Source organism: Planctomycetia bacterium (assembly GCA_016795155.1).
GTDB lineage: Bacteria > Planctomycetota > Planctomycetia > Gemmatales > HRBIN36 > JAEUIE01.
Window position 1 is genome coordinate 150,110 of sequence record JAEUIE010000053.1, and the last position, 14,691, is coordinate 164,800.

General features: G+C 49.1%; 9 protein-coding genes and 1 pseudogene. 8 read left to right on the top strand and 2 right to left on the bottom strand.

The genetic code is table 11. From position 1 onward, the window contains the following. Positions 1 to 24: 24 nt before the first annotated feature. From JNJ77_18380 to JNJ77_18400, 5 genes and pseudogenes are all read left to right on the top strand, one after another. Positions 25 to 324, top strand: coding sequence for an HPr family phosphocarrier protein (locus tag JNJ77_18380; protein ID MBL8824560.1), 300 nt, complete (start codon positions 25 to 27; stop codon positions 322 to 324). Between the two features lie 28 nt (positions 325 to 352). Further along, the gene (gene ptsP / locus JNJ77_18385; GenBank protein MBL8824561.1) at positions 353 to 2,107 is read left to right on the top strand and encodes a phosphoenolpyruvate--protein phosphotransferase; all 1,755 of its coding nucleotides are present in this window, start codon (positions 353 to 355) and stop codon (positions 2,105 to 2,107) included. 146 nt (positions 2,108 to 2,253) lie between these two features. Continuing rightward, complete coding sequence (locus JNJ77_18390) at positions 2,254 to 3,105, top strand: DUF2344 domain-containing protein (protein MBL8824562.1); 852 nt, start codon at positions 2,254 to 2,256, stop codon at positions 3,103 to 3,105. A gap of 61 nt (positions 3,106 to 3,166) precedes the next feature. Then, positions 3,167 to 3,394 (top strand): annotated as a pseudogene (locus JNJ77_18395) (S1 RNA-binding domain-containing protein). Positions 3,395 to 4,336: 942 nt separating this feature from the next. After that, the gene (locus JNJ77_18400; protein ID MBL8824563.1) at positions 4,337 to 5,839 is read left to right on the top strand and encodes an Rne/Rng family ribonuclease; all 1,503 of its coding nucleotides are present in this window, start codon (positions 4,337 to 4,339) and stop codon (positions 5,837 to 5,839) included. A 57-nt stretch (positions 5,840 to 5,896) separates the two neighbouring features. Here JNJ77_18400 and JNJ77_18405 read toward each other — a convergent pair whose 3' ends face one another. Beyond that, positions 5,897 to 6,880 (bottom strand): extracellular solute-binding protein, encoded by a 984-nt coding sequence (locus tag JNJ77_18405; GenBank protein MBL8824564.1) that lies wholly within the window; start codon positions 6,878 to 6,880, stop codon positions 5,897 to 5,899. Positions 6,881 to 7,010: 130 nt separating this feature from the next. On the opposite strand from JNJ77_18405, the gene JNJ77_18410 reads away from it, so the two are divergent. The 3 genes from JNJ77_18410 (at position 7,011) to JNJ77_18420 (ending at position 12,833) form a co-directional block, all read left to right on the top strand. Next, the gene (locus tag JNJ77_18410; protein MBL8824565.1) at positions 7,011 to 8,999 is read left to right on the top strand and encodes a sigma 54-interacting transcriptional regulator; all 1,989 of its coding nucleotides are present in this window, start codon (positions 7,011 to 7,013) and stop codon (positions 8,997 to 8,999) included. A 134-nt stretch (positions 9,000 to 9,133) separates the two neighbouring features. Further along, complete coding sequence (locus JNJ77_18415) at positions 9,134 to 11,365, top strand: PSD1 domain-containing protein (GenBank protein MBL8824566.1); 2,232 nt, start codon at positions 9,134 to 9,136, stop codon at positions 11,363 to 11,365. A gap of 13 nt (positions 11,366 to 11,378) precedes the next feature. Continuing rightward, positions 11,379 to 12,833: a DUF1501 domain-containing protein gene (locus tag JNJ77_18420; GenBank protein ID MBL8824567.1), complete on the top strand. Its 1,455-nt coding sequence runs from the start codon at positions 11,379 to 11,381 to the stop codon at positions 12,831 to 12,833. 4 nt (positions 12,834 to 12,837) lie between these two features. Here the strand turns inward: JNJ77_18420 and JNJ77_18425 are convergent, their stop codons facing one another. Next, the gene (locus JNJ77_18425) at positions 12,838 to 14,688 is read right to left on the bottom strand and encodes a beta-propeller fold lactonase family protein (GenBank protein MBL8824568.1); all 1,851 of its coding nucleotides are present in this window, start codon (positions 14,686 to 14,688) and stop codon (positions 12,838 to 12,840) included. Positions 14,689 to 14,691 lie beyond the last annotated feature (3 nt).

A 14,691-nucleotide genomic window follows, 5' to 3' on the forward strand; every position in this document is an offset into this window, starting at 1 on the left:
CAAACGAACTGGGAGCAAGGTTCGATGACGGGTAATGCTAGTAAAGAACGAAAGGTGGAGATTCACTTTCCAGTGGGTCTGCACGTTCGTCCAGCTACTATCATTGCTCAGAAAGCAAGGAGGTTTCAGGCAGAAGTATTTCTGGTTTACCAGGAGCGAAAAGTAAGTGCACGCAATGTTTTCGATATGTTCCTGTTGGGAGCTGAGAAAGGCGCTATTGTCACTCTGGAGACGGATGGTGCCGGCGATTCAGAACAGGCACTCGAAGCACTGGCTGCTCTGTTTGCTCCTGATTGCCCCGAAATGATTTTGCCTGAAGATTAACCATCATTGATGAGTATCGCCGCCTGATATGGATAGCAAACCCGGAATACCTGTTGCACCTGGAGTAGCGATCGGCCCAGCCTTTGTGCTGCATGCCGAATCTTACCGTATTCCGGATCGGTTTATCGCTCGTGGCAGTTACCCTTCCGAAATTGCTCGGTTTAAACAAGCACTCGAAGCTGCAGCGGCAGAGGCCAGACAGCGTGCATCAGATCTGGAAGTTGCTGTAGGAGCGCAGGTTAGTGCAATATTCAGTGCCCATGCGGCAATGATGGAAGACCCCGGATTTCATCAGGAAGTGGAATCACATATTCGTGATTCAGGGTACACGCCGGAATATGCAGTCAGCAAGATCATCAATAAACGTGTCAATCTTCTGGCAAGTCTCAAAAAAGATTACTTTGCGGCTCGCGATGTTGATTTGCGCGATCTGGAAAAACTTCTACTTCATCATCTGCTCGGTAAGCGACGCGAACCACTGGAGCAATTGTCGCAGCCTGTCGTCTTACTTGCAGAGGATTTGACACCAAGTGAAATATTATCTATCGACCGGACAAAAATCCTGGGAGTTGCCACTGAGCATGGTGGCAAGACGAGTCATAGTGCCATTTTGGCTGCTGACCTGTTGCAGGTACCAGTAGTTTTTGGCCTGGGTCGAATACTCAATCTCGTTTCGGGTGGTGATAGGGTTATTGTAGATGGCGGAAGGGGATTACTGATCCTTTCGCCTGATGAAGAAACTCTGGAGCGCTATGAGCGGGCCAGGGCTTCCTATGCAGTCCATGAAGAAGATTTGGCTCAGCTTCGGGATTTGTCTGCAGAAACTCTGGATGAAGTTAAAATTCAATTGCTGGGTAATATCGAGATTCCCGAAGAGATTCCATTATGTCTGGAACGTGGTTGTGAAGGAATTGGACTGTACCGTACCGAATTCCTGTATCTCGACCAAAACAAGCATCCAAACGAAGAAGAGCAGTTTGCTGCCTATTCAGATGTCGTTAAACAAATGGCAGGTCGGCCTGTTACTATTAGAACACTGGATCTGGGGGGAGATAAATTTACCCAGTTTGGTGAATATACACATGCCGAGAAGAACCCATTTCTAGGGGTACGCAGTATCAGGCTGTGCCTGAGAAACCTTGATTTATTCAAACCTCAGTTACGGGCGATCTTAAGGGCAACGGCCATTCCGGATGCCGATGTCCGAATTATGTTCCCTATGATCTCCACGTTAAGAGAACTGCGTGACAGTAAACATGTACTGAGAAATGTCATGGAAGACCTCGAAGAAGACGGATACACCTTCCAACGGAAGGTCAAGATTGGTACCATGATTGAAGTACCATCGGCTGCGATCATGGCCGAACAACTGGCGAAGGAGGTGGACTTCTTCTCCATTGGTACGAACGATTTGATCCAGTATGTCCTGGCTGCTGACAGAACCAATGAAAATGTCGCAACACTGTATACCCCTGCTGATCCCGCCGTCTTGCGGTTGATCAAACTGGTAGTCGATGCTGCTAACAAACAAGGCATCGAAGTAAGTGTATGTGGCGAAATGGGAGGCGACCCGGACTATACCATGCTACTGGTTGGCTTGGGACTGCGCTGTATTTCAGCAGGTTCAGTCCATGTGCCCGAAGTGAAGCAACTGATCAGGTCGTTTCGAACTGAAGAAGCCATAACGGTTGCTCGAACTGCCTTGCAGCTTGAGACAGCCCGGGAAGTTAACAATTACTTGCGCGAACAGACACGCCGCGTTCTACCCCAGTATGAAGATTAAGATGTTTGACTGTTTGAACATTGATCGTCACGGGGGAGGGAACTCCAGAAAGAAGTACTGATGCTGAGTTGATTGAGCTTTTGCCGATTCAGCCGTCTTCTTTCATAGACATAGTGTGTCACGCGCCGTTGGGAAACCACGGCGAGATGTCTGAGGTGAATGTCCAGCCTGATGTGTGCAAGCTCCGTCTTCGTTTTTCGAAGGCCGGAGATATTCGATTTCTCAGCCACCATGATCTCATGAGGCTGATGGAACGATTGATGCGTCGCGCACAAATCCCTTTCCGGTCAACGGAAGGTTATAATCCCAAACCCAAGATTACTTTTGCCAGTGCCCTCAGTCTTGGCATTGTGGGACACAAGGAAGTTGTTGAACTCGAACTGGATGGTAAGCATGATGCGGTCCGGGTGTTGATCACATTGAATGAGCTCGCGCCGGAAGGGTTGGACTTTTTGTCAGTAGATACCGTTCCTGTTCGCAGTACTGCTCAGCCTGTACGCGCCATCTATTTCTATCCGCTGCCTCCGGTATATCGTCCGGACATCAGCGATCGCTTGTCGCAACTGATGCTGAGTGACACGCTGGTCATTGATCGTATCCGCAATGTATTGCAGGCCCCGGCCAGGGCAGAACCTTTGGCAGAAGAACGCCTTGACGCATTGACCACCGCTGAACCTCTGATGACCCGTGTTGAGGTCAAGAAACTGGACATCAAGCCGTTCATACATCGTCTCTGGCGAGACAGCCAGGGATATTGGATGGACGTTGCTATTACCAATCACGGAGCTATTCGCCCCGAAGAATTGCTCCGTCTGGTAGATTTGGAAAACCACATGCTCGATGGCGAATCCGTCCTCGAGCGTACCGAACTGTTCCTGGAAGACGAGTTGCCAGCCGCGAAACCGGCTGTTTCATCCGGTGCTGTACCTTGTCTTAAGCAAGGCGACCTGCAGGAACCTACTTTAACCCAAGTACCGGTTGTATACCGGTCTGTTTGAGAAAGAAACAATGACTCCCGAATATCAACGTCCCGTAACCCGTAAACGCGTTCGCAAGGAAATGCTGATCAACGCTATTCCAACTGAAGAAGTGCGCATTGCCATCATGGAGGATGGAGTACTGGAAGAACTGTACGTAGAACGTTCCACCCAGGAAAGTTTTGTTGGCAACATCTATCGTGGAAAAATTGTCAACATTGAACCGAGCATACAGGCTGCATTTGTGGACTTTGGCGTAGGCCGAAATGGCTTCCTGCATGTATCTGATGTGGATCCACAGTATTACAAACATCTGACAGAAGGTAACGATAGACATCGTAAGGATAACCTGCTTGATGTTCTTGACATCCCAGAAATCTCTCTGGAGGAAGAAGAAGCGCTTGAGGCAAGCGCATTGATGGATGACGATGATGAGGAAACCATCGAGACTGTCGAAATCATTGAGGATCAAAGCGATGAGGAAGTGACTCTCGAAGACGAATATGTTCCACCTGAGAGGCCTCGATCACGACGCTCTTCATTTGAAGATTCCAGGGGCGGCGGATCACGTACTGGTCGTTCGCGAGATAGAGATTCACGCCACTCGCATGACAGGTCTGAACGAGGCCATCGTGAAGGGAATCGCTCACATGGTCGAGATCGGCAACAGCCGGTGATTGCTCCTCCTGCAGTTAAGGAAACGCAAATCATCGAGCCAACACCAACAACAATCACACATATTAAGCAGAATGTAACAGAGCCGCCAGCCAGCGGGTTCGGATTCGGGATTTTATTTGAACCGGCTTCCGATACCGAAGTACAGGCTGATCGCGTTATCACGGAATCTGTACCCGCTTTACCTGTCGAACCCCATTTGGGACTTTCGTCTCAGTTCGAACAACCTGTATATTCACAAGAGAAAATTACAACCAATGCCTCGTCGTTTGATTTGGAAGACTTCAGCTTTCCATCAATCGATCAATCACCCTCTGCAGTGCCAATGCCAGCAGCGGAAAGAAAGACGGAAGAAACGACAATAGAGTTGGATGCCTTTGATGTGAGCTTTGCATCAATGAAAGCACCAGAATCGCCTGTTTTTCCAGAATTTGGCCATGAGCAAACAAGCAAGCTCAGTAATGAAATACCTGATGTAGAAATTGATACTGGAGTTTCTCAACCAATTGATGAAGTCATTCCTCATTTTGATCGAGGCGAAGAACCTGAGTCTTCCATTCCGACTTTCAATCGCGAAATGGTAGATGAGCCTATTCAGTTTGATGAATCCACTGAAAGCGAGCTAAGTGAAGAAGCATCACCACATACTCGTGAATATGGCGCTAGGCGTCCTCGATCCGGTGGCCGTGATCGTGATGGCAATCGCGGACGTGGAAATCGTGGAGGTTTTCAACGAAGTGGTCCTGGCGGAGATCGCCGGCAGCGAAATACCAGTCGGGATTTTGGCCGTGATGGTCCTAATGCAGCTCCCAAGCCTCCTATTCAGGAAATTTTCCGAAGAGGTCAGGAAGTACTGGTGCAGGTTATCAAGGAAGGTATCGGCACCAAGGGGCCAACCTTGTCCACTTACATCAGCATTCCAGGGCGTTACCTGGTCGTTATGCCTGGCCTCAGTCGTATTGGTGTCTCTCGCAAAATAGGTGATGAACAACAACGTCGCCGACTTCGCAACATCCTACAGGATTTGCAGCCACCACGCGGGTTGGGGTTCATCATCCGTACTGCCGGCTTGGATAGAACCAAGAAAGAGTTGCAGCGCGATCTGGCATACCTCACACGATTGTGGCGGGTGATTGCCAATCGTATTAAGAAATCCCGCGGTCCAGCTCCGATTTATCAGGAAAGTGACATTATCACTCGAACGATTCGCGATATTTTCAACAATCATATCGAAAAGATTCGTGTGGATGAACCGGTTTCCTATCAGCATGCTCATGAGTTCATGCAGTTTGTCATGCCTCGTTATGCAGACAGGCTGGTGCTTGAGCAGGGGCTTGAACCACTCTTCCACCGGTTTGGTATCGAAGCAGAAATTGGGAACATTCAGAACAAACGGGTTCCACTCGCTAACGGTGGTTCACTGGTGATTGATCAGACGGAAGCACTTGTTGCCATTGATGTCAACTCCGGCCAGTTCCGCCAGGAAAGTGATGCCGAGGAAAACGCTTACCAGATGAACCTGGCTGCTGCCAAGGAAGTGGCTCGACAACTCAGGCTTCGTGATCTTGGAGGTGTGATCGTCATCGATTTCATCGACATGCGCGAAGAACGGCATCGCCGTGAAATTGAGCGAGCACTTCGCCTGGCGATAAGCCGTGACCGAGCACGAACCAAGGTGCTGCGCATGTCCCAGTTTGGCATCATACAAATGACCAGACAACGCATCAGGCCTTCACTCAAGCGAACGAATTTTGACGAATGCCCTGCCTGCCGTGCAACTGGCTTGGTCAAAACCGGTGAGACCATGAGCATCGAGGTGATGCGAATGCTCCAACTGGCAGCATGGCGACCCAATGTGTCACGTGTACGCATTCGAGTTGCCGATACACTGGCACAATACCTGCTTAACCGCAAGCGACGTGAAATTGCCAAGCTGGAAGAAGAAGGGAAAATCCAGGTCACCATTCTCGGTGTTCCTCAAGCAATGCCTGAAACATTGGAGATTCAATGCCTGGATGAATCTGGTGGAGAAATCCGTTTGACTCGTCCACCTGAGCTAAAGAAGAAACAAAGCAAGTAGTATTCGCCTTGTTGGCAAGCCATTGACAAGTGATTGACAATGGCTTGCTTGAATGGATCAGTCTCGAAATGTCTTACGCAAGAATGCCTGCACTTCATCCCAATGGTTGGCCACTGCCTTGTAATCTACTTCCATTGCATTCACTGTGGTTAGGGTTTGAATGCGTGGCTTATCCAGAACTACTTTAGGGTTGAGGGGAATTTGTGCGCTGGGCCCCAGGGCCAACTGCCTTTCCACAAGCTCGCTTAATAGATAGTCAATCAGCTTTTTGCCTGTATCTGCGTGTGGAGCATTCTTGATTAGTCCGAGTGTATTGGGCAGAAACAGTGTGCCAGTAGTGGTTTGATCCAGATACACCATTCTCACAGGCTTCTTCATGTTCTGAACAACCACAGCATCGTCAGTATCAGTCAGTCCCATATCGATTTGACCATCTCCCACCGCGACAGCTACATCTTTGTTCCCAGGTAGAATGACAGCCGATTGAGCCATCTGTTCCATCAGTTTTTGAGTCGGCTCACTTCCCAACCGTTGCCACAAACAAGCCATGTGCGTTGCAGTGGTTCCAAAAAATGGCTTAGCCATTCCCCAACGCTTGTTCCACCATGGCTGCAACAGTTCCTGTAGTGTTTTGGGCGTATCAAGCTCTGCGATGCGTTCATGCACTACCAGGACTCGGGCTCTTGCCGCAAAGGCTTGCCAATAGTTACCTGCAGGTCGCGTCCAGGAAGGATAATCTTTTGCCGATGACGAAACATATGGCTGCAGCAACTGTTTCTGTGCCAGACGCTGCATTAGTACAGGCTCATTGCACCAGAATACATCGCAACGTGGTTGACTGGATTCTCGCACAATCGATTCGTAAAGTCCTACCGTCTTGTTGGCTTCCGTATCCGACCGAATTTCGACCTGAATACCTGTGGTTTTCGTAAACTCTGCCAGCAGGCCGACTGCGTATTCACGATCCTGGCTGCAATAAAGTACCACTCGCTGTGACGCTTGCTTATGACAACCCACAGTGAGCAGGACCAATCCCAACATTACACAAAATAGACTTCGATTAACAGCCAAGATGATTGGCATCAAGATTCTCACTGTATTAGAATAGCAATGCGATATCTGAAAGGATGTCGTACTTTCATGCTATGCAGCCAAGTAATATTGGGAACTCATGCCACCCCATCCAAGTGCCTATCTGGTAGTGCGTCAAGGTTCTCAGTTCGGACGTGTTTACGAACTCGAAGCAGGAAAAAAACTGCTGATGGGTCGGGCCGAATCCAACGAAGTCGTGCTCGATGATGATTTGTGCAGCAGATTTCACGCAGAAGTATTCCGCAATACTGCAGGGCAATGGTCCATTCGTGACTGCGGCAGTCGAAATGGTACGAAAGTCAATAACAAGCTGCTCGAGAAAGATTGTCCTCTGCAACCCAATGACGAAATAGTTGTTGGTCGTAATACGTTCGTCTTTGTCCGCCACCTTTCTGAATTGCAGAGTGATCAGGAACTGTCAGATTCGCCGCTCGGACATGACATTGTTTCCCGAGTGCTGGTTTCGACTCGCTATGACAATGGCGAGACGATGCTGCCACCGACGGAGGAAGACGCAGCTTCCAGTGATGCAGGGCAGATGGATGGTCCAAAGCATCAGAAATTGACGAAAGACCTGGCGTTTCTGTTTCGTCTGGCGTTACAGATGGGACAGGCCCTCACGCTCGATGATTTGATTGAGCAGGTACTCACTGCATTGCTCGAAGCAACGCAGGCAGATTGTGCAGCGATTCTTCATCAGAATCAGCAGGGATCCCGGAGAGAATGGAAAGTGCTGGCGCACAAGAATCCGCCTCAACTGGAGAACTCGTTCATACCACCGCCGGTCAACGTAATCAGAGAAGTACTGGGAACCAAGCAGGCTGTTCTTGCCAGGGCACGAAACCGGTTTCAACCACAACAGAGCAATCGGAGCATTGCTTCCTTCATTATCGCGCCGGTCAAAATCAGTGATACAGTGGAGTTCCTTCTGTTCGTATATGTTGCAAATCCACTTCATGTCCTGCAGCAGGATTCACTGGAGATGTGCGTTGCTATCAGCAAGCAATTGGCGGTTGTTGCTCAGGGAATGAAGCGGCAGGAAGAACTCAGACAGGAACTCCAGGGGCTGCGAGAGCATATCGCTTCAGAAGTTCAACTCATTGGTAGAAGCCCTACGATTGAGGCAATTCTAGCTCAAATTGGCAAAGTAGCTGCAACGAATGCAACCGTGCTGATTCGCGGCGAAAGCGGTACAGGTAAAGAACTAGTGGCTCGTGCCATTCATCTAGCCAGTCCGCGAAAAGCTAATCCGTTTATTTGTCTTAACTGTGCTGCCTTGCCGGAATCACTTCTCGAGAGTGAACTGTTCGGCCATGAGAAAGGTGCATTTACTGGAGCCACGGAGCGAAAAATCGGTAAGTTCGAAGCTGCCAATGGCGGCACTATATTCCTTGATGAAATCGGCGAAATGCCTGCCAGCGCTCAGGCAAAACTGTTGCGAATACTGGAAGGCCATGCGTATGAACGCATCGGCGGTTCGGAGCCTGTCAAAGTAAATGTCAGGGTGGTTGCAGCTACCAATCGACCACTGGAGGAAGCCATTCGCCAGGGTCGTTTCAGGCAGGATTTGTATTATCGACTGCAAGTGGTTGAAATACGAGTACCTTCACTGCGTGAACGTCTTGAAGATATTCCGTTGCTGGCCAATCATTTTCTCGAAAGGTATAAGCAGGATATTGGCAAGAAAATTCCGGGGTTCAGTGAGGCAGCCATCGAGAAATTAAGACGACATCAATGGCTGGGGAATGTTCGTGAGCTGCGTAATGTCATTGAACGTGCCGTTGCACTTTCTGACGGCGGTATGATTGAGAGCGATGATCTATGGTTGTCTCCACTCACCTTGCCGTCTGCTACCGGTTCCAGTGAAACTCGTTCACAAGGCGCGTACCGCCCGTTGACATTGGAGAGCCTCGAGAAGGAACATATCATCAGTACTTTGAAACATGTCAATTGGGTGAAAAGTCAGGCTTCCACCATTCTCGGGATTGAACGCTCTACTCTTGATAGAAAAATGAAGGCCTACGAAATCAATCGAGATGAATCAAACAGTGAGATACCTTTAAAATAGCTGAATCAGTTGTGAAGAGAGGTAAACTTTACTTGGTCAATCATTGTTTCTTATGGTAGAATAATTGAGTTAGACCTGCCTACAGACCCTTATTTCCTGCCAATGGGTTTGTTTGTTTTGCCGAGGAAAAGCTGATGATACGCCGCCGAATCGGCATCATCTTCTCCTGTTGTTTTTTTCTCTTCGTTCATCCGCTGATAGCGGATGACAAAATTGATTATTTTGAGAACCATATTCGACCCATCCTGGCCGAGCATTGTTATTCCTGTCACGGGCCGGAGAAGTCCAAAGGCAATATCCGGTTGGATTTACCATCTGATCTTCAGAAAGGGCTGGATTCTGGGCCATTGTTTGTTCCTGGAAAACCGAAGCAAAGCCGATTGATGGAATTGCTGAGCCATTCGGCAGACATCAAAATGCCACCTAAAAAGAAATTGAGTGACGAACAGATTGACAAAGTACAAAATTGGATTGAACAAGGCGGTCACCTTCCAAAAGATAAAACGGTAGTATCTGAAAGCTGGAAGAATCATTGGGCATTTCAGCCTGTGAAAGCAAGTTCGACAAAACCACTTACTGAAACAATCAATCAACTGGTCGAAAAGCGGTTGAGAACTCAATCGTTTGCATCTGCAGCCCCTGCAGATCGGCGCACGTTGCTTCGACGGATCAAGTTTGATCTGGTGGGATTACCACCTTCCTTCGAAGAAATGCATAACTTTGTCAATGATCCAGCAGGTAATGATGAAGTAATGTCAAAATGGATCGATAAGGTGCTGGTTAGTCCTCAGTTTGGTGAGCGCTGGGCAAGGCATTGGCTCGATCTCGCAAGATATGCAGACAATAAAGGTTACATCGGTGTTGGAGTGGATCGCACTTACCCCTTTGCCTGGACCTATCGCGACTGGGTAGTGAATGCCTTCAACCAGGATATGCCTTACGATCAATTCCTGTCATACCAGATTGCTGCAGATCAACTGATTCGAAAAGATAATCCGCAGGATCTGGCTGCAATGGGTTTCATGACAGTTGGTCGCCGGTTCATTAACAATCCGCACGACATTATTGATGACCGCATTGATGTGACCATGCGGTCCATGATGGGGCTTACCGTTCAGTGTGCTCGTTGCCACGATCATAAATACGATCCGGTAAGTATCAAGGATTATTACAGCCTATACGGAGTATTTAACAGCAGCACCGAGCCTGACTTGGAAGAAATGCCACTACTGGGCATGTCGCCACCTCCAGAAGCATCTGCGGCATTCAATCAGGAATTAGTGAAACTCAAAAACGAATTGACCAAGTGGGATAAAGACCACGAGCAGAATAAGAAAGATAAGCCCATACTGTTTTTTGAACAGCGCAAGCCGCTTGAGAACAAAATACGTAGATTGCATGCTGATCATCCCGGTGCGCCGCCTCGCGGTATGATTCTGCTGGATAAGCCCCAGCCTGTGGAACCAGTAGTCTTTGTGCGTGGAAATCCGGGAAATCGTGGTCCTAAAATACCTCGACAGTTCCTGCCTTTTCTCACCAATCAGCAAGTTGAGCCGTTCAAGCAGGGCAGTGGACGGGTTGAGTTAGCCAAGGCTATTACCAGCCCTGATAATCCACTGACAGCCAGGGTTTGGGTAAACCGGGTTTGGGAACATTTAGTGGGTAAGCCATTGGTTGCCACCCCCAGCGACTTCGGTTTGCGAAGTGAACCACCCACCCATCCAGAGGTACTCGATGAACTGGCTGCTTCTTTAGTCAGAAATAAATGGTCAACCAGGAAATTGATCAAGAGTATCATGATGAGCCAGGTCTACAGGCAATCATCAGATCATGCGGAATCCTGGAAAAAGGACCCGGATAACCGCTGGCTGGCCCGCATGAACCGCAAACGACTCGAATGGGAACCTATGCGGGACAGTTTACTCTTGGTCAGCGGGCAGCTTGATTCAACACTTGGCGGGCCTTCAGTGGATATCTTCAAGCAAGGCAACCGGCGCCGTTCTCTCTATGCCTTTATTGACAGACAGAATCTCCCTGGCCTTTTCCGCACATTTGATGTCGCAATTCCCGATACTCATTCTCCTATGCGCTTTACCACTACAGTGCCACAGCAAACGCTTTTCTTTATGAACAGCGTCTTTCTGGCAGACCAGGTTAAAGCGTTTCTTCAGCAAAATGCTATTCAGAACATCACAGACCCCACCGAACGCATACACCGTTGTTATCAACTGATATTTGCACGTGATGCACGAGAACACGAATTTGCACTCGCAAGAGATTATCTGGGTAACAAGCCTGATCCGAATGCCTGGAAACAATGGGTGCATGCTTTATTGATGACAAACGAATTCATCTTTGTGGATTGACCCTGGAGCAATCATGCCTGTGACCCCAACACTTGCTCATCTTCTGCTGAACCGCCGGCAACTGCTGGCTCGGTGCGGCATGGGCATGGGTTCATTGGGGCTCAGTTCATTGCTGGCTTCGCAGGGAATGATGCAGGCTTCAGAAAAAGACAAACCTTCACCGCTCAATCCACTATTGCCTCGCTCGCCTCATTTCGTTCCCAGGGCCAAACATATCATCCACATCTTTGCCAATGGTGGGCCAAGTCATGTGGATACATTTGACCCCAAACCCAAATTGACTGAATACCATGGGAAAATGCTCCCACGACCCAACCTGGGCACGGAGCGTAAGACCGGTGCCGCATGGAAGTCGCCTTTTGAATTCAAACGCTATGGAAAGAGTGGCATCGAAGTCAGCGACCTGTTTCCACACGTCGGCTCGTGCGTTGATGATTTGTGCATCATCCGTTCGATGTATGCTGACATTCCTAATCATGAACCATCGCTGCTCTTGATGAACTGTGGCGAAGCGCGTTTGATTCGTCCCAGTTTTGGCTCTTGGATTACCTACGGCCTGGGTTCTGAGAATCAGAATCTGCCTGGTTTCGTCGTAATGTGTCCAGGCGGATACCCCATTCAAGAATCGCAGAACTGGCAAGCCGGTTTTCTTCCGGGCATCTACCAGGGTGCTTATCTCGATACCAAGCACGACAAAGTTGAAAAGCTGATCGAGAATATCAAGAACAATCGGTCAAGCTACCAGGAACAACGTAAGCAGATTGACCTGGTGCAATCTCTGAATGCTTTGCATCAGTCAGAGCGGAAAGACGATTTGCAACTCGAATCCCGTATTCAATCGTTTGAACTCGCCTACCGAATGCAGATGCAGGCTTCCGATGTCTTTGACCTCAGCAAGGAACCGCCCCATATTCTTGATATGTATGGGCCAGGTGTGCATGCCCGACAACTGCTATACGCCCGCCGCATGATCGAACGAGGCGTTCGCTTCGTGCAGGTCTGGCATGGTGATGGACAGCCTTGGGATAATCATGACGACCTGGAAGTGAACCACAAACGATTAGCCAAGCAGTGCGATCAGCCTATTGCAGCACTGCTGAAAGACCTGAAGCAGCGTGGCTTGCTGAACGATACTCTTGTTATTTGGGGTGGCGAGTTTGGCCGGACTCCGGTCGTGGAACTGCCCACACCTGGTTCCAATGCTGGCAAAGTCAACGGCCGCGATCATAACCACTGGGGCTTCTCGATGTGGCTGGCAGGCGGAGGGGTGAAAGCTGGCACCGTAGTGGGTGCCACCGACGAATTCGGGTTTCAATCAGTTGAGAACAAAGTCCATGTTCACGACTTGCACGCAACCTTATTGCATCTGCTGGGGTTTGATCATGAAAGATTCACATACCGCTATGCAGGAAGAGATTTCCGGCTGACTGATGTGCATGGCAAGGTCGTGAAAGACATCATTGCTTGAGAAACTACAGACCTTTTAAGTATTCCACCAGATCCTTGAGTTCCTGTTCCGTCAGCTTTCCATTTCCGGTTACCTTCTCTGGTGCATGCGGGCCAGTGAGAAGTTGTTCCAGTGTGTGAGCCCTGCCATCGTGCAGATAACTCATTCTGTCATACACGCCACGCAGGGTAGGAGGGTTGAATCCCTGGTAGTAGTCATAATTGCTTTCCAGACCAACTTTATGCACTTTGTTGTCTGTCAAGTATTCACCACGATGGCAAGTGGCACAACCAGCCTTGCTGCCTTCAAAGACTTCTTTTCCTCGGTGCATGGCTTCACTCATTTGTCCAGTCTTGCCACGATGCGGACTGACCGGTCCTGATAACGTTTCCAGGTAGGCTACCATGGCACTCACTTCATGATCGTTCATAGGCTTCCCCAACATCGATTCCTTCATCGATTTTCGCATGGCAGCGCCGAGGTCTTTCTGCCAGCCATGCCATGTCCAGGGGCCAGTGTGCGAGACATAACGCATCGAAGGCACCATTTTCGGGTTGCCCACCTGCCCATCATTCGTGGTGTCCATGGCAATGCCGTTACTATGTCCATCATGATGGCAACTGGCACAGGAATACCATTGATCGAAAGATCGGGTTCCATCGTAGAAAATGGTTTCGCCTTCACGGGCAAGACTTGGCGTTACCGGGCCTCCAAGAGCAATAGTTCGAACGATGGAACGTGATGCAACATCAATGACCTGGATAGCATTGAGAAGGTAGTTTACCACATAGAGAAGCCTGCTATCTTGGCTGAAACGAATATACATTGGTCGCCCACCTACCGGCAGTCGGAAATATCGCTCTTTATCTTGCCGCAGATCTTCGTCGATCAGGAATCGACTGTTGAAGCCTTGGAAAGGCAGCTTCGTATTCTTAAAGAACAGCACTTCGTGCGTGCCGGATGCAGAGCAAGCCATCCATTCCTGATTGGGACTAACTGCCAGTCCGCAGGGATCAGCAACTGCCTGGCCTTGAGTATCTAAATACAGTGAAGAAATGCGTTTCTCACTATGAATGCGGATACGAGCAATCCGGCTCGTTGTGACCCAGCCCAACTTGATCGTGCGCTGATTCGGTGCAGAACCGAAATGATAAATGTAAGGCGTATAAGCAAATTCACCATCGGGACTGATCACCAACTGCCCCTGGTTGAGGCCTGTGAAAGGCTCATCACGGATTAGTTTCCGCTCTACAACGTTGACAAAACTCATGGAGCCGTTGCCACTGCAGGTAACGACCAGTGTTTTATCATCGGGTGTAAGAGCTAATGTTCGAGGCCAGCGTCCTACGGGTATGCGTGCCTGTTCCTTGAGACCATCCAATTCAACGACTGCAATTGCATGTGCTGTACTGAGAGCGATATAGGCCAGCTTGCCTGCCTTATCAATTACAATTCCTCGTGGTTCGAATCCAAGCCAGAGTCTATTGCACTCTATCAACTGGCCATTGGCTTGCAACTGATAAGCAACAACCTCATGAGAAAAGGTAGCGGAAGCCAGCAACATCTTTCCGTCGGGAGAGAGTGCCAGATCGGAAGGACGTTGTCCGCAGAGAATCTCCTGAATTACTTGATTATCTGACAGTGAAACAACACTGATGGTGCCACTGGTTTGATTGGCAGTGAAAAGCCATTTCTCATCAACAGACAAAACACAATCGACGGGTGAACGATCAATCTCGGCCTGCTTACTTGTTATCACAGTTTGAGCCTGCAAAGAGCTGTACCAGATCAGCAACAGAACCGACAAAAAACAGTCAAGTACGAACGATGGCAAGACAGTCTGCCTCATAATCTTCCGAATGGTGTATCTTGCCATGAT

Coding starts and splice junctions, on each gene's coding strand:
- JNJ77_18415 (MBL8824566.1), top strand. CDS start 9,134: ATGATACGCCGCCGAATCGGCATCATCTTCTCCTGTTGTTTTTTTCTC.
- JNJ77_18425 (MBL8824568.1), bottom strand. CDS start 14,688: ATGGCAAGATACACCATTCGGAAGATTATGAGGCAGACTGTCTTGCCA.
- JNJ77_18400 (MBL8824563.1), top strand. CDS start 4,337: ATGGTAGATGAGCCTATTCAGTTTGATGAATCCACTGAAAGCGAGCTA.
- JNJ77_18380 (MBL8824560.1), top strand. CDS start 25: ATGACGGGTAATGCTAGTAAAGAACGAAAGGTGGAGATTCACTTTCCA.
- JNJ77_18420 (MBL8824567.1), top strand. CDS start 11,379: ATGCCTGTGACCCCAACACTTGCTCATCTTCTGCTGAACCGCCGGCAA.
- ptsP (MBL8824561.1), top strand. CDS start 353: ATGGATAGCAAACCCGGAATACCTGTTGCACCTGGAGTAGCGATCGGC.
- JNJ77_18405 (MBL8824564.1), bottom strand. CDS start 6,880: ATGTTGGGATTGGTCCTGCTCACTGTGGGTTGTCATAAGCAAGCGTCA.
- JNJ77_18390 (MBL8824562.1), top strand. CDS start 2,254: ATGTCTGAGGTGAATGTCCAGCCTGATGTGTGCAAGCTCCGTCTTCGT.
- JNJ77_18410 (MBL8824565.1), top strand. CDS start 7,011: ATGCCACCCCATCCAAGTGCCTATCTGGTAGTGCGTCAAGGTTCTCAG.